Here is a 23,049-nt window from a genome sequence, read left to right as displayed (position 1 = left end):
TGCTGGGCCTGCGAGGGCGGCGGGAGCATCCAGTCGTCGTCCGCGCGCGGCTGCGGCGGGGCAGGCTGAGAGGGCGCGGCCGGGAACGCCTGCGGGGCCGGCGCGGCCTGGGGCGCCTGCGGCGGCTCGGCCGTCGGCGGGCGCTGCGGCGGTGCCTGGTGGTGGGTCGGGTCGGCGCCCAGCGGCTCGGCGGGACGGTTCACCTGGGACGGGCGCGAGCCCTGGTAGTCGAACGCGTCCGGGTGCTGCGGCTGCGGCTGCGCGGGCCGTGGCGGCGCCTGGAAGCCGGCGGGCAGGTTGAGTCCGGGCGGCGGACCCTGAGGGGCGGAGCCCTGCGGCCCGGGGCCCTGGTAGCCGGGGTCCTGCGGTCCGGGTCCCTGGGGGCCGGGTCCCTGGGGGCCGGGTCCGTGCGGACCGGGGCCCTGGGGGCCGGGTCCCTGCGGCGCGGCCGGCGGGCGGGCCGCGTTCGGCGGGGCGATCGGCGTGTACGAGGTCGCCGTGTTCGTGAGGAAGTTCCAGCGGCACTCCTCGCAGAACGGCGCCATGTGCTCGCGCGGCGTGCGGCACTGCGGGCACAGCTCGGCGTGGGCGGTGGCGTTCGGGTCGCCGCCCTGTCCGAAGCCGGCGGACGCGGGCGGAGGCGGCGGGACCGGAGCTCCGTGACCGCCGTGACCGGCCGGAGCGCCGGGAGCACCAGGACCGGCGGGGGCGCCGTAACCGGCGGGAGCGCCGGGCGCACCGGGGCCGCCCGGCGCCCCGGGACCGGCCGGGGATCCCGGGCCACCGGGGCCGGGGTAGCCGTACGCGGGAGGGGGCGGCGGGGGAGGCGGCGGTACGGCACCCGTCGGCGCGCCCGCCCCGGCCGCCATGCGGTGGCCGCAGACCTCGCACCAGTCGTCGGAGACCGACTGGTGTCCGTTCGGGCAGGTCGGCATGTCGGTGCTTCCCCCTCTCGTCGTCCTCGCCCTGACGGGCCTACTTCTTCACGCGAACGGTCTTCGTGGAGCGGGTCTCGAGAGTCATCTCGTCCGCTTCCGCGACCTTCGCCTTCAAACGCACAGTACCCGTCGCGGCGTCGACCACGTCCACCACCTTCGAAAGGAGTTTCGCGGTATCGGCGTTGCCGGAGGCCGCCGCGAGCTGCACGGCTCGCCCGAGCTTGGCCGTCGCGCCGTCGTGATCGCCCGATTTGCGTGCGTCGAGGCCCTTCTGGATGGCGTCGGCGAGCTCGGCCTGTCCCGTGTAGTGCGCGACCTGCGCGTTGATCGCCGTGGACATGACCATGTCGTCGGTCCACACCGCCCGTACCAGTCCCTGAGACAGCGTCGTGGGGGCGCCGCCGGCCGGGTCGGGGACGATCAGCGAGACCCGGGCGGCGAGCATCTCCTGGCCGACCGCCGCCTGGGGAACCCGTACGGACACGTGGTAGTCGCGGGACTCGTCGCCCCACGAGCCGGTCGGGTAGTCGCCGGCGCGCGGGCCCGCCTCGGTGCGCCGGCCCGTCAGGTCCTCGACCGTAGGCGCGACCTGCTTCACGAAGCCGATCTCCACGCCGACCGGGGTCCACAGGCGCAGGGCGACGTCCGCGACCTCCTTGCCCATGGCGTTCTCCATCATCGTCGTGAAGTCGGCGGTCAGACCGGCCGGGTCGGCGACGATGTCGGCGGTACCGAGCAGCGCCCGGGCGATGCCCTTGACCTCCTCGACCTCCCAGTCCGTGCCGACGCCGCGGGCGTCGCAGGTGAACCGGCCCGCACAGGCGTCGAGCGCGGCCCGCAGCTCGGCCGGCGCCTCGTGTTCGTTGCGGCCGTCGGTGAGCAGGATGCCGTGCCGGATGGCGGCGTCGGCGGAGGAGAGCAGCCGGTCGGCGAGCCGCAGCCAGGTGCCGATGGCGGTACCGCCGCCCGCGCTCAGCCCGCGCAGCGCGTTCTTCGCCTCGGCGCGGGTGCGCGCGTCGGCGACGGCGAGCCGTCCGTCCCCCGGGTAGACCTCCTTCGCCACGTGCGTGCCGGCGACCACGGCGAAGAAGGTGCCGTCGCGCAGGGTGTCGATCGCGGCGGCGGTCGCCTCGCGGGCGCCGCGCATCTTGGTCGCCGGGTAGTCCATCGAGCCCGAGCAGTCGAGCATCAGGACGACGGCGGCGGAGCGGGCCGCGGCCGGCCGGAACGAGCCGGCGGTGCCGCCGCCGGTGGCGGTGACGGTGACGATCGCGTTGACGTCCCGTCCGCCCTCCGGCAGGAACTCGTTCTGGTACACGTCCACCGAGAACTGCGGCCCGGTCGGCTTGGAGAAGTTCGCCATGGGTGATTCGGCTCCTCGGTCACGCGAAGAAGGCGTACGGATGCAGAAGGGGAGCGGCGGTCGGACGGCCGGTCGGACCGCCGGTCGGACGGTCAGGCGGCCGGTTGACGGTCGGTCGGGCGGTCAGAGGGCCCGGCGGCCGGTTGACGGTCGGTCGGGCGGTCAGGCCGGGTCCGCCGCTCCCGGGGACGGAAGGGCGAACGGCAGCAGCGCGACCGTGATGTTGTCGTGGCCGCCGCCGTCGAGGGCGTGGCCGACCAGCACCTGCGCGGCGTGCAGCGGGCGTTCGGCAGCGTCCGGCGGAAGGACGCGCGCCATGTCGTCCGCCGCCTCCGCGTAGTTCCACAGACCGTCCGTGCAGACCACGACCACGCCCGGCCGGTCCGGCTTGAACGCGGCGGTGTGCGGATCCAGTTCGTAGCTGTCCGCGCCGAGCCAGCCGGTGATCGCGTGGGCGCGCTCGTCCGCGTACGCCTGCGCCTCGTTCATCAGGCCCGCCGCGACCATCTGCGCGGCCCACGAGTCGTCCTCGGTGAGCCGGGCGGGCGGGGTGGTGCGGTCGTCCGGCACCCAGTAGGCCCGGCTGTCGCCGACCCAGCCGACGACGAGCAGCCCGTCGGTGACGATCGAGCCGACGATGGTGCAGGCCGGCGCGTTCTGGTGCTCCCGCTCGCCTTCCGGGCGCTCGGCCAGTGCGGTGACCGCGTCGGCGGCGGCGACGATGGCCTCCTGCATGGCCTGCTGCGGGTGGGTGCCGCGGGGCAGTGCCGTGAGGAGCGCGGCGCGCGCCGCGGACGCGGCGGCGGCGGACGCCTCGTCGGGGCGGGTCGCGGAGGACACGCCGTCGCAGACGACGGCGAGCGTGGCCGGCGAGCCGTCGGCCAGCGCGGTGGAGGCCACGGCGAAGGAGTCCTCGTTGCGGTGGTGGCGCAGCCCGCGGTCGCTGACGGCGGCGACCGCCGGCAGGTCCTCCTCCATGTGGTCGCGGTCGCGCGGCTGGGCGTGCCCGCAGTGCTCGCAGTAACCGTCGCCGTCGACCCGTCCGACCCGGCAGGCGACACACACCTTCCGCCCGTCGCCGCCGGAAGGCTCGGCTGCCGGCGTGGGCGGGGCGGCCGTCGGCTCGGCGCGCAGCGCCGCTCGCGGATCGGGCGCGGGCAGGGTGAAGTCCCCGTCGTCGGACGGCTGTACGGCCTCCGGACCGGAACCGGACGACGACGTCGCGCCCTCCGGCCCCGTGACAGCCGGCGTCCGCTCGGCGGTCACCGGCTCGCCCGGGGCCCCGGCGCCCTCGGGCTCCGCGCCAGGGGCCGTCCGCTCGGCGGGCGCCTGCCCGCCCGTGGCCCCGACCGCCTCGGCCGCGTCGCCCTGGGGCGCCGCAGCCGCAGCCGCAGCCGCAGCCTCCGCCCCCGCGCCCTCCGGTACCCCGTCCGTGCGGACCGGGATCGTCGGGAGGTCGCGGCCGCCCGAGTCGGTGCCCGGGAGGTCGTGGGGATGCTGGGTGGCCGTGGTCAGGGACTGGGGGTCGCGGGGCGGGGGCTCCGGCCATTCCACGGGCAGCGCGATGGGCACCGTCGGCCGGTCCGGCACCTCGGCGGCCGACAGGTCGAAGCCGCACGCGCCACAGAACCGGTCGCCCGACTCGAGCGGCTCCGCGCAGCCGGGGCAGTTCCCCAGCGGGTGCGGCGGCTTGGGCTTCAACGACATACTCACACCCACGTCCTGGGGCGGAAGCGGTTGGCCCGCTCCACCAGTTCGATCCTCTCCTCGCCGCGTTGGGCGAGCCGGGCGAGCACCCGGTACGAGCGTTCGAGGCCGAAGCGCAGTCCGCGCTCGTCCAGTTCGCTGCCCAGCAGCGCCGTGCCGCCCGGGCCCGCGCCGGGGCTGCCGGACAGCACCCAGTCGAGGGCCGTGCCGAGCACCTCCGCCGACAGCTGCTCACGGCGCACCGCGTCCAGGCCGAAGCCCTGCAGCGCGGAGACCTGCGCCGCGGCGGCGGTCAGATCGGCGCCCAGCGGTTCGTTGGCCGGCCGGCGGCGCAGCCGTGCCCGTACGGCGGCGACCCGGGCCGCCGTGTAGTGGATGGACGACTCGGGCACCGACTCCAGGGTGCGGACCGCGCCCGCCCGGTCGCCGGCCGCGAGCTGCACCCGGGCCAGGCCGAACGCGGCGCTGACGTAGCTGGGGTCGGTCGCCCACACCAGCCGGTAGTACTCCGCCGCGTTGTCCAGCTGGCCGAGCAGCTCGGCGCAGACGCCGAGCGCCAGCTTGGGCGCGGGCTCGCCGGGGAAGGCGTCGTAGATCGCGTCGAAGGAGAGCGCCGCGCTCTCCCGGTCGCCGCCGATCAGGGACGTCACGCCCCGGTACCAGACCACCCGCCAGTCGTCCGTGTGGCCGTGCTCCAGGTCGTCCAGCGCACGTCCGGCGGACACCAGGTCGCCCATCTCCAGGCGCGCCCGCAGTTCCCTGAGCCGCAGTTCCAGCGAGGGGAGCGGCGCCGCGTGCAGTGCGGTGATCAGCTCGGCGGGAGCGGCGGCGAGCAGACCGGCGAGGAAACCGGCGTTGGGATCGGCCGGGTCCACCCGCGGCAGCGGCAGCGCGAGAGCCGTCGCGGGCACGTCGAAGGGGCGCAGGAAGCTTCCGGCCCGGCCGTTGACGGACGTCGGCAGCGTCTTCCTGCCGCGGCGCCGCTCGCGCGCGCCGAGCACCGACACGTCCTCGGTGAGCTCCTCGAACAGCTCGGTGTCCGTGACCCGCACCTCGGCGCCGAACAGCGTCGACAGCGCCGGCCGCGGCCGGCCCGACTGCAGCGCGACGACCTCGCGCAGGACGCCGGTCAGCTGCTCGGCCATCTCCTGCGCGGAGCCGAACCGGCGGGCCGGGTCGGGGTCGGTGGCGCGCACCAGGAAGCGGTAGAAGGACTCGTACGTACGGAGGACGTCGATGCCGTCCGGCTCGGGCAGCGAGTCCACGAAGACGTTGGTGTAGCCCTGGAAGTCGAAGGTGAGCACGGCCAGGGTGCGGGCCACCGTGTACAGGTCGCTCGCCACCGAGGGGCCGACCTCGGCGACCTCCGGCGCCTGGTAGCCGACCGTGCCGTAGATCGCGGACTCGTCGTCGTCCATCCGCCGGACCGCGCCCATGTCGATGAGCTTCAGCTGGTCCTCGGTCTGGATCGCGTTGTCGACCTTGAAGTCGCAGTAGAGCAGGTTGCGGCTGTGCAGATGGCCGAGGGCCTCCAGGGCCTCGATGCCGTACGCGCAGGCCTGCTCGACCGGCAGCGGGTCGCGCCGGCCGTCCGGGGTGCGCCGCCCGTTGGCGATCTCCTTGAGGGACTTGCCGCCCACGTACTCCATGACGATGTAGCCGTCCAGGGAGCCGGTGCGCTGGTCCAGGTGCTCGACGAAGTTGTAGATGCGGACGATGTTGGCGTGCTCGATCTCCGCGAGGAAGCGGCGCTCGGAGATGGCCGCGGCCATCGCGTCCTGGTCGCCGGTGTCGAGCAGGCCCTTGAGGACCACCCAGCGGTCGGATACCGCCTTGTCGACGGCGAGGTAGACCCAGCCGAGACCGCCGTGCGCGAGACAGCCCGCCACCTCGTACTGCCCGTGGACCACGTCACCGGCGCGCAGCTTCGGCACGAAGGAGTACGGGTGGCCGCACTTGGTGCAGAAGCCCTCGGTACGGCCCGGCCGGTCGCCGCGCGAACGGCCCACCGGGGCACCGCAGTCCGAACGGGAGCAGAAACGCTTCCGCTCGGGCACCTCCGGCGTGTCCATCACGGCGGCCCGCGGGTCCGGCCGCGGCACCTCCGGCACCGCCACCAGACCGGCGCCCAGCCGGCCCCGCCCCGACGGTCCGCCGGTCGAGCCCGAACTGCGCACCGACACCGAACGCGACGGGCCGCTCGCCCCGGACAGGGACCGCGAGAGCCGCCCGGACACCGAACGCCGGGACGCGGCCGACCGCGCCGAGCGCGAGGACACCCGCGACGACGCGGACGAGGCCGAACGGCCCGAGTCGCTCCCGCGCCCGGTGCCGCCGGGCACCGCGAGCCCGGTGCGCGTCGCCCGCAGCATGCCGCCGGCCGCGACGACCGGGGCGAGACCGCAGGTGTCGCAGTACAGCTCGCCGCCGCCCATGTCCTCGTACGAGCCCTCGCACGACGGACGCTGACAGCTGCCCACTCCGGACCCCTCGCTCACCACTGGTTCCCCCCGCCGTCTCTCGGTCCGGACAGCGTCTCCGCCGCCGCCTGCTGATAGCGCAGCACCGCCTGCTCGGCGGCCCGCAGATCGCACGGTGCGCTCCACAGCATCCGGCGTGCCGTGTCGTACCGCTCGATGAGCAGCGGATCCTCCGCCGCCCCGAGCCTGGCCACCTTCGCCTTGTACGCGTCGAGCCGGCCGCGCAGCTCGGCGCGGACCGCCAGCGGCGCGGTCACCGCCGTCAACGACTCGCGGGCCCGCAGCAGTTCCTCCTCCGCCTCGCGCTCCAGGGCGTCCAGGAGCGGCGAGAGCCGGTGCCACAGGGCGTGTCTGCGGTACTCGGCGGCCGCGGACAGCCGCTCCTGGAGCGCCACCGGCGGGCCGCTGACGGCCGGCACCTCCGAGGCGGCGATCTTCGCGAGGACCTCGCCGCGGGCCGCCCGCGCCTCGGCGAGGGTCCGGTCCGCGCGCGACAGCACGTCCCGCAGCCGCAGCAGCCGCTCCTCGGAGTCCTGCCGGACCTGGAGCACCGCCTCGATCTCGCGCCGGACGTCCTCCAGCGCGCGGGCCGCCGTGTCGTAGCGCTCGGTGTCGGGCCGCCCGCCGCCCGGTGCCGAACTGCCCTGCGCCGGACGCCAGAAGGCCAGCGGATCGGACACCACCTGGGCGCGCAGCGCGGACAGCTCGGCCGTGATCGACTCCAGCTCGTCACCGGCCGGGTGCTCCCCGGGCCGTACGCCCACCGAGTGCGCCAGCGAACGCGTCCGGCCCAGCTCGGCGGCGAGCAGGTCTATCCGGGCGGGCAGCGCCGACCACACGGCGTCGGCGGTGACCACCACGTCGAGCGAGGAGGCGTACAGCTCGTTCATCCGCCGGACCAGGCCGTCCAGGGTGAAGCGCTCGGCGAGCGCGGCCCGCCCGACCGCGCCGCCCGGCACGTGCACGCTCTCGCCGCGCAGCCGGTCGGTCAGCTCGGCCAGCTCCTCCCGCCCGGGCCAGCGGCGCCGGGCGCGCAGCTCACGGGCGTCGTGCAGCGCGGCCGTGTACGCGTCGAAGTACGCCCACAGCAGGGTGATCGTCCGCTCGGCGTCCTGCCAGCGGTCCCGGGTCGTCCCGGTCAGCTCGGCGCCTTCGAGCAGCCGGCGGCCCGCGTGGTCCTGGAGGGCGAGGAGCGAGTCCTCGACCGCCTTGTGCTCCGCGCCCAGCCGCGCCAGCGCACGGTCCACCTCGTCCCGGTCCATCACCGGCCCGGGGGGTCCCGCGACGCCCATCGATCACCTCTCGTCTCGTGCTACTTGTACAGGGGTGCGGGGGGCCCGGGTATCCCGGGCAGGTCCGCCGCCAGCCACTTCTGGTACGCCCGCTGCCAGGGGCCCTGCCGGTACTCCACGAGCACCTGGTTGACCCGGCGCACCAGGTCGTCCTCGCCCAGCTTCGCGGCCACGCCGTAGTACTCGGTGGTGAACGGCTTTCCCTTCAGCTCGACGGCCGGGTCCTGCGCGGCCTGGCCGGCGGCCAGCGCGTTGTCGGTGAGGACGGCGTCGACCTCGCCCATCTGCAGCCGGGCCAGACAGTCCAGCTGGTTGGGCACGGTCAGCAGGTCCGGGTCGTCCTTGGTGCCGTCGCCGACGTCCTTGTAGACCGCGCCGAACGACTTCGCCTCCAGTGCCTCGTAGGCCGTGGAGCCCTCGGCGGTGCACACCCGCTTGCCGCTCAGCGAGGAGTCGTAGCCGGTGACGGTGGAGGACTTGGGCGCGAGGACCTGCTGGCCGGCCTGGAAGTAGGCGGTGGAGAAGGCGACCTGCTGGATGCGCTTGCAGTTGATGGTCATGGTGCGCACCACCAGGTCGACCTTGCCGCTCTCCAGGGCTGTGATCCGCTGGTTGGTCGGGATGGTGCGGAAGATGACGGCGTCCTCGGAGCCCAGGAGGGACTTCGCGATGGCCTTCGCCAGGTCGATGTCGAAGCCGCGGAGCTCGCCGGGCACCTCCTTCACCGAGCCGTCCTGCTGCCGGACGACCGTCGGCGGCGTGCGGAAGCCCCAGTTGTAGCTGGACTGGTCGACGCCCACGATCAGCTTGCCGCGGTTCTTGATCCGGGCCACGGCGGGACCGTCGGCCGTCGACGGCGTCAGCGACGCCTCCGGGTTCTCGCAGGTCTCCGCGCTCTCCGCCCTGATCTGCAGACCCCGGCCCACGCCGGGGCCCGGCCCGGCGGGCCCCGCCGGCTCACCGGCGCGCGGAAGCGCGAACAGCGCGAGGGAGGCGGTCAGGGCGCAGGCCACGGCCATCGCGGCCACCCCGCCCCAGCCGCGCAGGCGCGCGACGCCACGCGGAGCCGCGGCGGGCGGCGTGGCGGTGCCGCCCGGCACCCCGGGCGTCCCGTTCGTCGTGTCGACGCCGTCCGGCATCCCGCCCCCTCTCACCGGTACTCCGACAGTCTGCGGTTGACGCCCGTGACGGCGCACCCCGCGGCGAACACGCCCAGGACCGCGGCGCCCAGCGGCAGCCCGGTCAGGGCGTCCCGGCCGCCCTCGGCGGCGCGGGTGAACTCGGCCTGCTCGTGGGCGAGGGCCCGGCCGAGCGCCGCGTCGACCTGGTCGAAGGACTCGCCGGTCGACCCCTTGCTGCCGATGATCTTCTCCATGGCGCGGGTGAAGTCGCCCGCGTCGTCGAGCTCGCGGGCCTTCGCGTGCCGCTCGCGCCACTCTCCGGTGCGGGCGGCGGCCTCGGCGAGCGGACCGCGCCCCTCCGCGTCGTCGGCGAGGCCCTCCGCGGTGTCGAGCGCGCCGTCCAGCGCGTCCACGCCGGCGCCGTAGTCGGCCTCGTACTTGTCGTTCTTGCCGTCCTCGGTGAGCACGGCGCCGCGCGCGACCACGGCCAGGTTCTCGTTGGCGCGCGCCTTCAGGGAGCTGATCCGGGCCTCGTTGAGCACCTGGAGCGACTTCTGGCCGTGCTCCCGGGCGTCGTTCAGGCCGGCGCGTGCGAGGCCGTGCCCGGCGAGCAGCCACAGCAGGGCCACCAGACAGGAGGCGCTCGCGGCGAGCAGCCCGCGGTTGAACACCCGGTTGGTGCGCAGGTAGGTGCGGCGCTGGACCCCGACCAGCACGGCCAGGGCGAGCAGCCCGAGCGCGAGCGAGAGCACCGGCCAGGCGCGGGCCTCGTCGTCGTCCCGGTGCAGCCGCTCGGTCTCCTCCGCGTACAGCCGCTCCGCGGCGGGCAGGAGCTGCCGGCTCATGGTCAGGTTCGCGTACCGCAGATAGGCGCCGCCGAGCGGCAGGCCCTGCCGGTTGGCGGCCCGCGCCCGCTCTATCAGGCCCGTGTAGCGCGGCAGGTGCTCGTTCAGGACGGCGATCTCGCGGGCCGAGTCGCCGCCCGCGTCGGTGCTCGCTGCGGCCTTGACCAGCAGCCGGGAGGCGGTCGCGATGTCGTCCGCGTACCGCTTGCGGACCTGCTCGGACTCCTGCGGGCCGGCCAGGAAGCCGCTCGCGGCCGTGGCGTCCGCGTCGGCGAGGGAACGGTAGATGTCGGCGGCGTCGGCGCTCAGCGGCTGGCTGCGGCCCGCCACGTCGTCCGCGTACGCGGCGCGGTCGGCGACCTCGTAGGCCGTGACGGCGCCGAAGGCGACGACCAGCAGCGCCAGGACGGCGCCGAGGATCCGCAGCCGGCCCGGCTCGGTCGTCGCGGCGCGGCGCAGCAGCTCACGGCCCTCGGCCCAGGCGCCGGGCGAGGCCGGCGGCGGGGCGGCGGCCGGCGAGTGACCGGCCCGCGTCGCCTGTGCGGGCACCGCGGGAACCGGCCGCGCGGGCGCGGCGGTGGTGCCCTGCGCCGCCGAGGCGGCGGGCGCGTTCGGCGGGTATGTCACGTGACCTCCCCCTCGGTCTCCGACGTCGACCCGTCACGCCGGCGGCGGCGGACGACTCCCCGGCCAGCAGTATGGCCGCAGCGCCCTTCCCGCACACCGGGATTGACCTGATCTTGTTCCTATCGTGCCCCATGGTCCCCTGCCCCTCGCAGGCGAACCCCCCTCACCATGAATACGATCCCTGGCCGGAATCGGTTCCACCCCGAACGTCCTCGAACGAGTGAACATGCGTGCGGGGCGCCCCCGGAGGAACGCCCCGCACCCACCACGCCCGCGCTCAGCTTCCGTAGTGCTCCCGCAGCCGCGCCGCCGCCTCCGGCGGCGCGCCCGCCGCGTCCAGCGCCAGCAGTCCCGCGCCGAGCACCGGCGGCGCGGTCACCACGCGGAGCACCGCCCGCGGCGCCTTCACGGCGAGCAGCGCGGCGATCCGCGCGTCGAGACGCGGATGGCGCGCGGCCAGCACGCTGCCGCCGAGCACCACCGGCACCTCCTCGCCGAGCAGCCCGAGCCGCCCGAGCGCCACCGACGCCAGCGCCACGACCTCCTCCGCCAGCCGGTCCACCAGCGACCGGGCGACCGGGTCGCCCGCCGCGCTCGTACGGAACAGCACCGGCGTCAACTCGTGCCGGCGCTCCGGCGCCACGTGCCCCAGGTGCAGCGCCTCGATCAGCGCGTACATCGACGCCAGCCCGAAGTGCTCCGGCAGGGCCCTGGCCAGTTCGGTCGGCGCGCCCCGCCCGTCCTCGGCGCGCGCGGCGAACCACAGGGCCTCCTCGGCGAGTCCGCCGCCACCGCCCCAGTCCCCGGAGATCTTCCCGATCGCGGGGAACCGGGCCGTCCGGCCGTCCGGCGTCATGCCCACGCAGTTGATCCCGGCGCCGCACACCACGGCGACACCGCGCGGCTCGTCGACACCGGCCCGCAGGATCGCGAAGGTGTCGTTGTGCACCCGGACCGCGCCGCCCCAGCCGCGCGCCTCCAGGGCCGCCGTCAACTCCGCCTCCTCGACCGGCAGATCTGCGTTGGCGAGACAGGCGGCGACCCGCCCGAAGACCGGAGCGGCGTCGCCGCCGGCCGCCGACCACGCCGCGTCGACGATCTCCGCGAGCGCGTCGACCGCCGCCGCCACGCCCACCACCGGCGGCCGGAACCCGCCGCCGCGCGCCTCGCCCAGGACCGTGCCGTCCGGGGCGAGGACCGCGACGTCGGTCTTGCTGTTCCCCGCGTCCACGGCGAGGAGCGCTCCGGTCAGGCCCACGCCAGGTGCTCCCGGTTGTGGGCGAGCAGCCGGTCCGTCAGCCCGTCCGCGTACTCCAGCTGCCCCACCAGCGGGTGCGCGAGCAGCGCCTTGAACACCCGCTCCCGGCCGCCGCGCAGCGCCGCCTCCAGGGCCAGGTCCTCGTACGCGGTGACGTTCGCGATGAGGCCCGCGTACAGCGGGTCGACCGGCGCCACCGGCAGCGGCGCGGCGCCCTGCGGACCGACCGCCGCCGGCACCTCGATCACGGCGTCGTCCGGCAGGAACGGCAGCGTGCCCCTGTTGTACGTGTTCACCACCTGGTGCGGCGACCCGCCGCCGCCCAGCAGCGCGGCCGCGAGGTCCACGGCCGCCTCCGAGTAGAAGGCGCCGCCTCGCTTGCCGAGCAGGGCCGGCTTCTCGTCGAGCGCCGAGTCCCCGTACATCTCCAGGAGCTGCTTCTCCATCGCGGCGACCTCGGCCGCCCGCGACGGCTTGGTGCGCAGCTCCTCCACGACGGCGTCGTGCGCGTAGAAGTAGCGCAGGTAGTACGAGGGGACGACGCCGAGCCGGTCGAGGACGGAGCGCGGCAGCCGCAGGTCGTCGGCGACGGCGTCGCCGTGTTCGGCGAGCAGCCGGGGCAGGACGTCCTCGCCCCCGGGGCCGCCGAGCCGTACCCCGGTCTCCCAGGTGAGGTGGTTGAGGCCCACGTGGTCGAGGTGCACCTCGGCGGGGGAGACGCCGAGCAGCGCGGCGAACTTCCGCTGGAAGCCGATGGCCACGTTGCACAGGCCGACGGCCTTGTGGCCGGCCCGGAGCAGCGCCCGGGTGACGATGCCGACCGGGTTGGTGAAGTCGATGATCCAGGCGTCCGGGTTGGTGCGGCGCACCCGCTCGGCGATGTCCAGGACGACGGGGACGGTGCGCAGCGCCTTGGCGAGGCCGCCGGCGCCGGTGGTCTCCTGCCCGACACAGCCGCACTCCAGCGGCCAGGTCTCGTCCCGTTCGCGGGCGGCCTGTCCGCCGACCCGCAGCTGGAGGAGGACGGCGTCGGCGCCGTCGACCCCCGCGTCGAGGTCCGAGGTGGTGGTGATGGTCCCTTCGTGGCCCTGCCGGGCGAAGATCCGCCGGGCCAGGCCGCCGACGAGCTCCAGGCGCTCGGCGGCCGGGTCGACGAGGACGAGTTCGGTGACGGGCAGGGTGTCGCGCAACCGCGCGAACCCGTCGATCAGTTCGGGGGTGTAGGTGGAGCCGCCCCCCACGACAGCCAGCTTCATCAGATCAGTCAGCCCTTCACTCCGGTCAGTGTGACGCCCTCGACGAATGCCTTCTGGGCGAAGAAGAAGACGAGGATCACGGGGGCCATGACCAGGACGGTCGCGGCCATGGTCAGATTCCAGTCGGTGTGGTGCGCGCCTTTGAAGGACTCGAGCCCGTAGCTCAGCGTCCATGCCGCCGGGTTCTCCGAGGCGTAGATCTGCGGCCCGAAGTAGTCGTTCCACGCGGCGAAGAACTGGAAGAGCGCGACGGCCGCGATGCCCGGCTTCGCCATGGGCAGCACGACCCGGACGAGCGTGCGCAGTTCGCCGCAGCCGTCGACGCGGGCGGCGTCGAGGTACTCGCTCGGGATGGTCAGCAGGAACTGGCGCAGCAGGAAGATGGAGAAGGCGTCGCCGAAGGCCATCGGGATGATCAGCGGCCACAGGCTGCCCGAGAGGTCCAGCTGCTTCGCCCAGAACAGGTACATCGGGATGACGACGACCTGCGGCGGCAGCATCATCATCGAGATCACCAGCATCAGCGCGAGCCTGCTGCCGCGGAAGCGGAACCTGGCGAGCGCGTACGCCACCGGGACCGACGACACCACGGTGAGGACGGTGCCGAGGCCCGCGTACAGCAGGGTGTTGCGCCACCAGGTGAGGAAGCCCGGCGTCTCGAAGACGCGGACGTAGTTGTGCCATTCCCAGGTGTCGGGGACGAGGTCGCGGGTGAGGGCCTGCTGGCCGCTCATCAGCGAGGTGAGCAGCACGAAGACGAACGGCAGCACGAAGAACAGCGCGGCGGCGACGCCGAGCGCGTGCACGGCGATCCAGTGCAGCACCGCCGTGCGGCGCGCGGTGCGGGCGGCCGGGGTGCGCGGCGCGGCCGGCGCGGCGGCGGGCGGCCGGGCGCCGGGCCCGCGGGTCTTCACGACCTGGCTCATGGGTCAGTCACCTGCCTGGACGAGTCCGCCGCGACGGCGCATGAGCAGGGCGGTGAAGGCCATGGCCAGGGCGAAGAGGACGAGGGCGGTGGCGCAGGCCGCGCCGTAGTCGAAGCGCTGGAAGCCGAGGTTGTAGACGAGCTGCGGCAGGGTCAGCGTGGACTTGTCCGGGTAGCCCGGCTCGAAGGACTGGCCCGATCCGCCGATGACGCCGGAGGCGACCTTTCCGGCCACCAGGGGCTGGGTGTAGTACTGCATGGCCTGGATGATCCCGGTGACCACGGCGAACATCACGATCGGCGCGATGTTCGGCAGCGTCACGAAGCGGAAGCGCTGGAGGGCCGAGGCCCCGTCGAGCTCGGCGGCCTCGTACTGCTCCTTCGGTACGTCGAGCAGCGCGGCCATGAAGATGACCATGAGGTCGCCGACGCCCCACACCGCGAGCATGGTGAGCGCGGGCTTGGACCAGGCCGCGTCGGTGAACCAGGCCGGTGCGGGCACGCCGAGGCCTTCCAGGACCGAGTTCACCGGCCCGGTGCCCGGGTTGAGCAGGAAGACGAAGGCGAGCGTCGCCGCGACCGGCGGGGCCAGGTACGGCAGGTAGAACAGGGTGCGGAAGACCCCGGCGCCGGTCTTGATCTTCGTGATGAGCAGGCCGACGCCGAGGCCGAAGACGACCCGGCAGGCCGTCATCACCACGACCAGCCACAGGGTGTTGCGCAGCGCCGGCCAGAACATCGGGTAGTCCCGGAAGACGTACGTCCAGTTCGCCAGGCCGTTGAAGGACGGCGGCTGGAAGCCGTCGTAGCGCATGAAGGAGAAGTAGACGGTCGAGACCATCGGGTACGCGAAGAAGACGCCGAACCCGATGAGCCACGGCGACAGGAACGCGGCCGTGCGCAGCGCCGAGCGCCGGCGCTTCGAGCGGAGGGTGGGGGCGGCCATCGGCGCCTACTTCGCCTTGGCGATGTCGGTGTCGATCTGCCGCGCGGTCTTCGCCAGACCGGCCTGGAGGTCGGGCACCTCGCCCTTCTCGTACTGCAGGGCGAAGTCCTGGAGCGTGTTGAGGTGCGCGGCGCCGTTGACCGCGCCCGCCGGGGTGTTGGACTTCGGGTGCCGGGCGATGTCCAGGAAGGTCCGGAAGCGCGGGTCGAGGTTCAGGTTCGGCGAGTCCAGGGCCTCGAAGGTGGACGGCACGTTGCGGATCCCGTTGGCGAAGGCGACGACGGCCTCCGTGTCCGTGGTCATGAACTTGACCAGTTCCCAGGCGGCGTTCTGCTTCGTGCTCCGCGGCGCGATGCCCATGATCGTGCCGGACAGGAAGCCCTTGCCGTACTCCGCCGCGCGGTCGTCGGGGACCGGCATCGGGGCGACGCCGATGTCGAAGGGCGCCTTGGCGTCGACGGCCATGCCGAGCCGCCACTCGCCGTCGAGCTGCATGGCGACCTGACCGGTGTGGAAGGGGTGCTTCGGGCCGAACTCGGCGCCGAAGGCCGTGCGGAACTTCTCCAGCTTCGCGTAGCCGCCGAGCTCGTCGACCATCTTCTTCTGCGTCGTCAGCATCGCCGCGAACGCCGGGTCGGAGGCGACGGCGGACTTGCCGGCCGCGTCGAAGTAGGAGGGCCCCCAACTGCCGAGATAGTGCTCGGTGGTGGTCTCGTAGCCGTGGTAGTTCGGCATGAAGCCGAGCGTCTCGAAGCCGTCGCCCTTGGGCTTGGTGAGCTTCTTCGCGTACGAGAGCAGCTCGGAGTACGTCTTCGGGGGCTTGGCGGGGTCGAGTCCGGCGGCCTTGAAGGCGTCCTTGTTGTAGTAGAGGCCGTAGGCGTCGGTGAGCAGCGGCATGGCGCACCGCTTGCCCTCGAACTGGGTGTAGTCGAGCAGCGTCTTCGGGAAGACCTTCTCCAGGTCGAGCTTCGACTTCTCGATGAAGGGCTTCAGATCGGCGAAGGCGCCGGACGAACAGAACTTGCCGACGTTGGACGTGGTGAACGACGAGACCACGTCGGGCCCCTTCGAACCGCCGGTGCGCAGCGCCTGGTTGAGCTTGTCGTCGTTGATGTCGCCGACGGCGTTCACCGTGATGTTGGGGTGGGCCCGCTCGAAGCGCTCGATGCTGTCGTTGATGGCCTTCACCTCGGACTCCGCGGCCCAGCCGTGCCAGAAGGTGAGGGTGACCTTGGCGTTCGGGTCGTCGGCGGCCGCGGCGCCGTCGGACTGGCCGGTGCAGGCCGAGGCGAAGAGCCCTATGGAGGCGGTGACGGCGAGCGCGGCCGCGGCGCGGCGGCGGGGACGAGCGGGCATGGAGGATCTCCCTGGGACGGGGGCCGGGGGACGGGGGCAGGGGACGGGGGCAGGGGACGGGGGCAGGGGTGCCGGGGCAGTACGGACACGGGCGTGGGCGGCCCGGGCGCGGCCTACCGCGCGGTGGTGTCGAAGACCTCGTCGCGGGTGGCGGCGAGGGCGGATTCGAGCGCGCCGCGCAGCACCGGGTGCCGGTCGACCTCGGCGAGGACCAGCCGCGGCCGGGAGGCGGCGAGGTCGGCGAGCTGGGCCTGGACGCGGGAGCGGAGCGGCTCGCCGCCGGGGCTGACGGCGGCGCCGGACAGGACGATCAGCTCGGGGTCGAGTACGGCGACGAGGGCGGCGAGCCCGGTCGCGAGCCGCTCGGCGTAGACGTCGAGGAGCCGGCCGTGGCGCTCGTCCTCGGCGTGCAGTTCGGCGGCGCGGGCGAGCAGCGCGGCGGCGGTCTCGACGTACGGCTGCTCGCGCGTCGGGATGCCGACGGCCTTGGCGATCCGGGGGACGGACTGGACGCCGGCGAGTTCCTGGAAGCCGCCGGAGTTGGCCTTGGCGACCTGCCGGACGAGCGGGGTGCCGGGCACCGGCATGAAGCCGACCTCGCCGGCGCCGCCGGTGAAGCCGCGGTGCAGCCGGCCGCCGAGGACGAGGGCGGCGCCGATGCCCTCCTCGTTCCACAGCAGCACGAAGTCCTCGTGGCCGCGGGCGGCGCCGAGCCGCTGCTCGGCGACGGCGACGAGGTTGACGTCGTTCTCGTACTCGAACGGCATCGGCAGGGCGACGGCCAGCTCCTCCAGGAGGGTGGGGGAGTGCCAGCCGGGCAGGTGGGAGGCGTAGCGCAGCCGCCCGGTGGCCGGGTCGAAGGCGCCGGGCGTGCCGATGACGACGCGGTGGACGTCGGAGAGGGAGAGCCCGGCGTCCTTGACCGCCCCGCCGAGGGCGTCGGCGACCTGCCGCACCACGTCGTCCCCGCCGCGGCCGGGCGTCGGCACCCGGAACTCCCCGACGACCGCGCCGGTGATGTCGGCGACGGCGGCGCGCACCCGTACGGGACTGACGTCGAGCCCGGCCGCGTGCGCGACCCGGGGGTTCACCCCGTACAGCTGCGCGTTGGGTCCCGGCCGTCCCTCGGTCGTCCCGGTGACGACGACGAGCCCGGCCGCCTCGAGCCGCGCGAGCAGCTGCGAGGCGGTGGGCTTGGACAGCCCGGTCAGCTTCCCGATCCGGGTCCGCGACAGGGGCCCGTGCGCGAGCAGCAGATCGAGCGCGGCCCGGTCGTTCATGGCGCGCAGCACACGCGGGGTACCGGGCGTACCCGGGGTCGTACCGGCCAAGACGCTCCCCCTGCCTGGGTCTACTGTTAGGAAAGTTTCCTATTGGCGTGAAAGGACGGTACGGCGAAGCCGGACGGCTGGTCAATACCTCGTAGCAGGCGGTTACTTCGCGTACGGCCCCTGAACGGCGGCCGGATCCCGACGGAGCGGTCGTGACCGGCCCGGCGACGACGATGCGGTGCCGTACGGCGAAGGGGCGCCCGCGCCGGGGATTCGGCGGGGGCGCCCCTTCGGGGTGCGGGGGAGGGGACTACTTGCTCATGTCCGGCTTCGGCAGGGGGGTCGCCGCGGCCGACTGGGGGGAGGACGGCGACGCGAAGACCGACGGGGCCGCCATGCCGGCCGTCGGGTCCGACTTCGCCGGCTCCTCCGCCTGCGGCGGGATGCCGCCGACGATGCGGATGCCCGCCCGGTCCAGCGCGCGCTTGATGCGCCAGCGGAGCTCGCGCTCCACGCCCAGCTTCTTGCCGGGCATCGTCTTCGCCGAGACACGGACCGTCATCGAGTCCAGCAGGACCTCGGTGAGGCCCAGGACCTCGACCGGGCCCCACAGGCGCTCGTTCCAGGGCTCTTCCTTGGACATCGCCTCGGTCGCCTCGGTGATGACCTCGCGGACGCGGTCCAGGTCCTCCGTCGGCCGGACCGTCACGTCGACCGCCGCCGTCGCCCAGCCCTGGCTCAGGTTGCCGATGCGCTTGATCTCGCCGTTGCGGACGTACCAGATCTCGCCGTCGACGCCGCGCAGCTTCGTCACGCGCAGACCCACCTCGATGACCTCGCCGGACGCCACGCCCGCGTCGATCGAGTCACCGACGCCGTACTGGTCCTCCAGGATCATGAAGACGCCCGACAGGAAGTCCGTGACCAGGTTCCGCGCACCGAAACCGATCGCGACGCCCGCCACACCCGCCGACGCGAGCAGCGGCGCCAGGTCGATCTTGAACGCGCCCAGGATCATCAGTCCGGCCGTGCCCAGGATCAGGAACGACGCCACCGAGCGCAGCACCGAACCGATCGCCTCCGAGCGCTGCCGGCGGCGCTCCGCGTTCACGAGCAGACCGCCGAGGGCCGTGCCCTCCACCGCCTGCGCCGAGCGGTTCATCCGCGCTATCAGCTTCGTCAGCGCCTTGCGCACCAGCATCCGCAGGGTCAGCGCCACGACCAGGATGAGCAGGATCTGCAGACCGGTGTTCAGCCAGGTGGCCCAGTTCTGCTCCACCCAGCCCGCGGCGTTCGTCGCCTTCTCCGCCGCCTCGTCCAGCGTCACCGGGACGGTTTGCGGATCGTCGGTCGGCGGGGCGGACCAGAGCACGGGGAGACCTCCAGGAAGGCGTTCGCAATTCATCCACACTAGCGGGGGACAGGGGGTGCCCCCGTCGCCGTACGCGCGCTCGTGCACAAGGAAGGACGGCTCGCGGCCGGGGAAGACTCCCGTACGCCCGCCGATGTGGTCGAGAACACCTCAGGGCCGTTACCTCCACGTGGTGGCGCACCGGCAGGGCAGGAGGAGAGACTGGTTGCAGTTTCGTCCCGGCGCGAGCCACGCGCCGCCGGCGTCATAGGAGGCATCCGTGCCGCACGTCCTGGTCCTCAACGCGTCGTACGAGCCGCTCGGCGTCGTACCGCTCCGCCGCGCGCTCGTCCTCGTCCTGGAGAACAAGGCACTCTGCCTCGAGGAATCCGGCGCCTTCCTGCACAGCGAGAGCCGTGTCATCGCCGCGCCCAGTGTGGTGCGGCTCAAACGGTTCGTGCGGGTCCCCTACCGGGGGCCCGTTCCCTTGACCCGCAGAGCCCTGTTCGCCCGCGACGGCGGGCGCTGCGCGTACTGCGGTGGCGTCGCAACCAGCGTCGACCACGTCGTTCCGCGCAGCCGCGGGGGCACGCACGCCTGGGACAACGTCGTGGCGGCCTGCCGCCGCTGCAACCACGTGAAGGCCGACCGGCACCTGCGGGAGCTCGGCTGGCGGCTGCGGCACCAACCCGCGCCGCCGACCGGCCTCGCCTGGCGGATCATCGGCACCGGCCATCGCGACCCACGCTGGCTGCCGTACCTCCAGCCGTACGGCGCGGATGACGCCATGGCCCGGATCGACGCCGTCGGCAGCACTCCTCAGGAGGTGCTGACGACGGGTTGAGCCGGGCCTTTCGCGTATCCGGCCGCCCGCCTCGCGCGGGGGCGGCGGTCGGCGCGCCGGGCACGCCGGGTGCGCGTACGGCGCACTCCGGACGGCCGCTCCAGGAGGCCGCGCGCCGGGAGGCCGCTCGGGGAGGCCGCGCGCCGGGAGGCCGCTCGGGGAGGCCGCGCGCCGGGAGGCTGGTCCGGGAAGCCGCTATGGGGAGCCGGGTGTCGTCGCGCCCGGCTCCGACTCCGCCTCCGTCGTGCCCCCGGTCCCGGTCCCGGCGCCGGCCGCCGCGCCCGTACCAGCGCCCGCGCCCGGGTCCGTCGCCGTGCCTCCCGCCGTTCCCGTCGCGCCGCCCGCCCCCGGATCCGTCGCCGTGCCCGCCACGGCGTACGTCTCCACCGACCACAGCGAGTAGCCGTACGGCGTCGCCCGCCCGTCGCCCTGCACGCGCAGGAAGCGGGTGTCCGCCGCGTCCATGCGGACCGACTCGCGTCCGCCCCGGCCGTCGCGGACCGTGGCGGCCGTACGCCAGGTGCGGCCGTCGGCGGAGACCTGGATGCGGTAACGGGAGGCGTAGGCGTCCTGCCAGTGCAGCACCACCTGCCCTATCCGGGCCGGCTCCGCCAGCTCCATCTGCCACCAGGCCCCGTCCTCGGCCGGCGAGGACCAGCGCGTGGCCGGGTCGCCGTCCACCGCGAGCGCGGCGGGGAAGTCGGGCGTCTCGTCGCCCGAGGAGGAGGCCGTGGCCGTACGGGCCAGGTCCGGGCCCGCCGTACGCGGGAAGGCCCGCACCGTCAGGACCCGCTCCTCGCCCGCGAACGACACCGGCACCTCGTACGAGCCGGCCGGCACGTCCGCCGCCACCGACACCTCCAGCGGGACCGTGGTCCGGGTGCCCCGCGGCACCACGGCCTCCTTCGGCAGCCGCACCGCGATCCCCTGGGGCGCCCGCGCGGCCAGGGCGCCGCGCACCGGGGCCGCGCGCCGCCCCTCCAGGGTCACGTCCACCCGCTGGGCGGGGCCCCCGATCTCGGCGTCCGTCTCGGCACGGGCCAGTTCCAGCCCGGCGCGCGGCTCGTCGGCGAACCACGGCACCAGAGAGCGCACCCGGGGCGGCTCGCCGGTGCCGGTCCAGACGATGCGCAGCGCCTCGGTCCGCAGGCCCTTCAGATCCGCCTGGGTCCAGCCGGAGGCGGCCAGCGCGCCGATCCGCCGCCAGCCCTCGCCCGGCACGAACGCCTCGAGGAAGCCGGCCGGGGCGCCTTCGGCGGTGCCGCCGGGCTCGCCCGTACCGCCGGACGGCTCCCCGGGCCCCACCGGGTCCGTCATCACCGTGGCCGTCTCCACCGGCCGCGAGCGGTCGAGCCGCACGGTGTACGTGCCGCGCGCCGCGTCCACCGCCGCCTCCGGCCGGGCGTCCGCGTCACGGCCCTGCCCGCCCCGCTGCGCCCGGTCGGCGCCCGTCCACGCCGCCGCCTCCGACACCGCACGGACGAGGAAGCCGTCGAGGACGCCCTTGCCGACCGTCACACCGCCCGGCCGCAGCTCCGCGCGCCGCCGCTCCAGGTCGAGCTGGGACCGCCAGGCCGCGGCGCCGTCGCCGCGCCCCTGCGCGGCCAGCATGTCGACGGCCGTCTCGCCCGCCGCCCCGTACCGCGCGAGCCGGTCGAGCCACGGCCCCGCCTCGTCGCCCAGCGCGCCGCCCGCGGTGTCCTCCAGGCGTGCGGGCGCCTCCCGCATCACCGTGAACGCGGCCCGCAGCTCGCGCGCCGCCTTCTCCCGTACGGCCGGGTCGGACTGGCCGCGGCTCGCCCAGAAGGCGGCGGCCAGCGGCTTCAGATAGGCCGACTCGCCGTTCGGGGCGAGGAGCGACGAGGCGCCGTTCCCGGCCAGCGCCCGCAGCGCCTCCCGGGCGGCCGGATCCGGGCCCGCGAGCTCGTCGACGGCCGCCTGCCAGGATTCCTGCGGCCGGTAGCCCTTCGGGTTCCAGGCGAAGTCGGCGGCGGTGAACAGCGGCACCCGGGAGGCGGCGGCCTGCTCCATCGCGTTGGCCAGGAACCCGGCGGACCCGGCGGCCACGGCCGGCTCGCGGCCGGTCGACGGGCCGAGGAACAGCCGGTCCTGGGCGTAGTCGTTGACCGGGTAGTTGTCCATGGTGAGCAGCGGGTGGCGCAGCGCGTCACGGGCGCCGGCCAGTTCGCGCCCGGTGATGGTGCGCGGCACGGCGCCGACGCCGGTCCAGGCGACCTCCACGCGCGCGTCGAGGGCGCCGGCGAGCGCGGTGCGGTAGTCGGTGGCGCCGTCCTGGTAGTACTCCGTCGGCATCAGCGACAGCGGGGCCGCGCCCGGATACCGCTCCACCAGGTGGGCGGCGACGGCGTTCGCCACGCGCGCGTGCGCGCGGGCGGCGGCCCGGGGACCGCTGCCGAAGGTGTCGCTGTCGTCGGAGCAGTGCCACTCGCTGTAGCTGACGTCCTGGAACTGCAGCTGGAAGGCGCGCACCCCGAGCGCCCACATCGAGTCGATCTTCCGGGTGAGTGCCTTCACGTCGGCGTCGGACGACAGGCACATCGCCTGGGCGGGGGCCACGGCCCAGGCGAGCGTGACGTGGTTGGCGGCGGCCCGCGCGGACAGCTCGCGGAACGCGGCCCGCTCGGCGGCCGGGTAGGGCTCGCGCCACAGCGCCCGGCGGTACGGGTCGTCGCCCGGCGCGTACAGGTAACGGTTCTGCTTGGTGCGGCCCATGAAGTCGAGCTGGGCGAGCCGCTCGGCGGTCGTCCAGGGGCGGCCGTAGAAGCCCTCCGTCATGCCGCGCACGGCACCGGCCGGCCAGTCGCGGACGACCACGCCGGGCACCCGCACGGTGCCGCCGACGTGCCCGACGTGCCCGACGAGTCCGACGAGTTGACGGAGGGTCTGGACGGCGTGGAAGAGGCCGTCGTCGCCGACGCCGTCGAGGACGACGGTGTCCCGGCCCTGGAGCCGGCCGGTGGCGAGGCGATAGCCGCCGTCGGGCAGGTCCCCGCGCTCGGGCACCCCCAGGGCGCGCAGGGCCTTCTCGGTCTCCAGGCTGTCGCCGACCCGCAGGACCGGGCCGCGGCCGGGCAGCGCCTCGTGCACGGTGCGCACCCCGGCGGCCCGCAGGAGCGTGCGCAGGGCGGTCAGGGCGTACGGGTCGGCCTCGGGCGCGGCGAGCAGGGTCACCTCGGTGCCGAGCGGTACGGCCTCGCCCGCGGCGGTCAGGGACTGGGGTCGCGGCCACACCGGAGGCACCGCGGCGGGCTGCCGGTCGGGCGTGGCGACGGGGGAGACGGGCGCGGCGTGGGCGGCACCGGGCACGACACCGCCGAGGAGTCCGCCGATGACGGCCGCGGCCACGGCCGTCGCCGTCCGCTTCCTGCGTCCGACGCGCACGCGCGACTCCTCTCCGCCCTTCGGCACGCGGGACTCCTCTCGGTCCTCGGCCGCGACGGCCCGCCGG

15 protein-coding genes and 1 pseudogene are annotated in these 23,049 nt (G+C 74.7%); 1 reads left to right on the top strand and 15 read right to left on the bottom strand.

Going from position 1 to position 23,049, the window contains the following annotated elements:
• From ESG85_RS02770 to ESG85_RS02705, 14 genes and pseudogenes are all read right to left on the bottom strand, one after another.
• Nucleotides 1–935: pseudogene (locus ESG85_RS02770) on the bottom strand (hypothetical protein); the annotation flags it as partial.
• Between the two features lie 40 nt (nucleotides 936–975).
• Nucleotides 976–2,301 carry a vWA domain-containing protein gene (locus ESG85_RS02765; RefSeq protein ID WP_128976395.1) on the bottom strand — a complete coding sequence of 442 codons (1,326 nt, stop codon included), beginning with the start codon at nucleotides 2,299–2,301 and terminating at the stop codon, nucleotides 976–978.
• A 162-nt stretch (nucleotides 2,302–2,463) separates the two neighbouring features.
• Nucleotides 2,464–4,008, bottom strand: a complete 1,545-nt coding sequence (locus tag ESG85_RS02760) for a PP2C family protein-serine/threonine phosphatase (protein WP_128976399.1) — start codon at nucleotides 4,006–4,008, stop codon at nucleotides 2,464–2,466.
• A 2-nt stretch (nucleotides 4,009–4,010) separates the two neighbouring features.
• Nucleotides 4,011–6,443, bottom strand: a complete 2,433-nt coding sequence (locus ESG85_RS02755; RefSeq protein ID WP_128976397.1) for a serine/threonine-protein kinase — start codon at nucleotides 6,441–6,443, stop codon at nucleotides 4,011–4,013.
• A 59-nt stretch (nucleotides 6,444–6,502) separates the two neighbouring features.
• On the bottom strand, nucleotides 6,503–7,780 hold the full coding sequence (locus ESG85_RS02750; RefSeq protein ID WP_164986147.1) for a coiled-coil domain-containing protein: 1,278 nt from the start codon (nucleotides 7,778–7,780) through the stop codon (nucleotides 6,503–6,505).
• 20 nt (nucleotides 7,781–7,800) lie between these two features.
• A complete protein-coding gene (locus tag ESG85_RS02745) occupies nucleotides 7,801–8,919 on the bottom strand; it encodes a glutamate ABC transporter substrate-binding protein (protein ID WP_128976394.1) in 1,119 nt (372 codons plus the stop codon).
• 11 nt (nucleotides 8,920–8,930) lie between these two features.
• Complete coding sequence (locus tag ESG85_RS02740; protein WP_181018943.1) at nucleotides 8,931–10,373, bottom strand: hypothetical protein; 1,443 nt, start codon at nucleotides 10,371–10,373, stop codon at nucleotides 8,931–8,933.
• Between the two features lie 277 nt (nucleotides 10,374–10,650).
• Nucleotides 10,651–11,631 carry an N-acetylglucosamine kinase gene (locus ESG85_RS02735; protein ID WP_128976393.1) on the bottom strand — a complete coding sequence of 327 codons (981 nt, stop codon included), beginning with the start codon at nucleotides 11,629–11,631 and terminating at the stop codon, nucleotides 10,651–10,653.
• The gene (locus ESG85_RS02730; protein WP_128976392.1) at nucleotides 11,622–12,887 is read right to left on the bottom strand and encodes a 6-phospho-beta-glucosidase; all 1,266 of its coding nucleotides are present in this window, start codon (nucleotides 12,885–12,887) and stop codon (nucleotides 11,622–11,624) included. The genes ESG85_RS02735 and ESG85_RS02730 overlap by 10 nt, the downstream gene beginning before the upstream one ends.
• 8 nt (nucleotides 12,888–12,895) lie before the next feature.
• Entirely contained in the window at nucleotides 12,896–13,813 is a 918-nt protein-coding gene (locus tag ESG85_RS02725) for a carbohydrate ABC transporter permease (protein WP_128976391.1), read from the bottom strand.
• Nucleotides 13,814–13,816: 3 nt separating this feature from the next.
• Nucleotides 13,817–14,758 carry a carbohydrate ABC transporter permease gene (locus tag ESG85_RS02720; protein ID WP_128976390.1) on the bottom strand — a complete coding sequence of 314 codons (942 nt, stop codon included), beginning with the start codon at nucleotides 14,756–14,758 and terminating at the stop codon, nucleotides 13,817–13,819.
• Between the two features lie 6 nt (nucleotides 14,759–14,764).
• Nucleotides 14,765–16,114, bottom strand: coding sequence for an ABC transporter substrate-binding protein (locus ESG85_RS02715; protein WP_128976389.1), 1,350 nt, complete (start codon nucleotides 16,112–16,114; stop codon nucleotides 14,765–14,767).
• Between the two features lie 113 nt (nucleotides 16,115–16,227).
• Nucleotides 16,228–17,394 carry an ROK family transcriptional regulator gene (locus tag ESG85_RS02710; protein ID WP_181018942.1) on the bottom strand — a complete coding sequence of 389 codons (1,167 nt, stop codon included), beginning with the start codon at nucleotides 17,392–17,394 and terminating at the stop codon, nucleotides 16,228–16,230.
• A gap of 301 nt (nucleotides 17,395–17,695) precedes the next feature.
• Complete coding sequence (locus ESG85_RS02705; protein ID WP_128976387.1) at nucleotides 17,696–18,790, bottom strand: mechanosensitive ion channel family protein; 1,095 nt, start codon at nucleotides 18,788–18,790, stop codon at nucleotides 17,696–17,698.
• A gap of 226 nt (nucleotides 18,791–19,016) precedes the next feature.
• Between ESG85_RS02705 and ESG85_RS02700 the strand changes: the two genes are divergently transcribed.
• A complete protein-coding gene (locus ESG85_RS02700; protein ID WP_128976386.1) occupies nucleotides 19,017–19,580 on the top strand; it encodes an HNH endonuclease in 564 nt (187 codons plus the stop codon).
• Nucleotides 19,581–19,775: 195 nt separating this feature from the next.
• Here the strand turns inward: ESG85_RS02700 and ESG85_RS02695 are convergent, their stop codons facing one another.
• Nucleotides 19,776–22,982 (bottom strand): glycoside hydrolase family 84 protein, encoded by a 3,207-nt coding sequence (locus ESG85_RS02695; RefSeq protein WP_128976385.1) that lies wholly within the window; start codon nucleotides 22,980–22,982, stop codon nucleotides 19,776–19,778.
• Nucleotides 22,983–23,049 lie beyond the last annotated feature (67 nt).

Origin of the sequence: Streptomyces roseicoloratus, assembly GCF_004117935.1 — a bacterium.
Taxonomy (GTDB): domain Bacteria; phylum Actinomycetota; class Actinomycetes; order Streptomycetales; family Streptomycetaceae; genus Streptomyces; species Streptomyces roseicoloratus.
The sequence above is the reverse complement of the archived record's forward strand: the minus strand, read 5'-3'. Positions and strand labels throughout refer to the sequence as shown.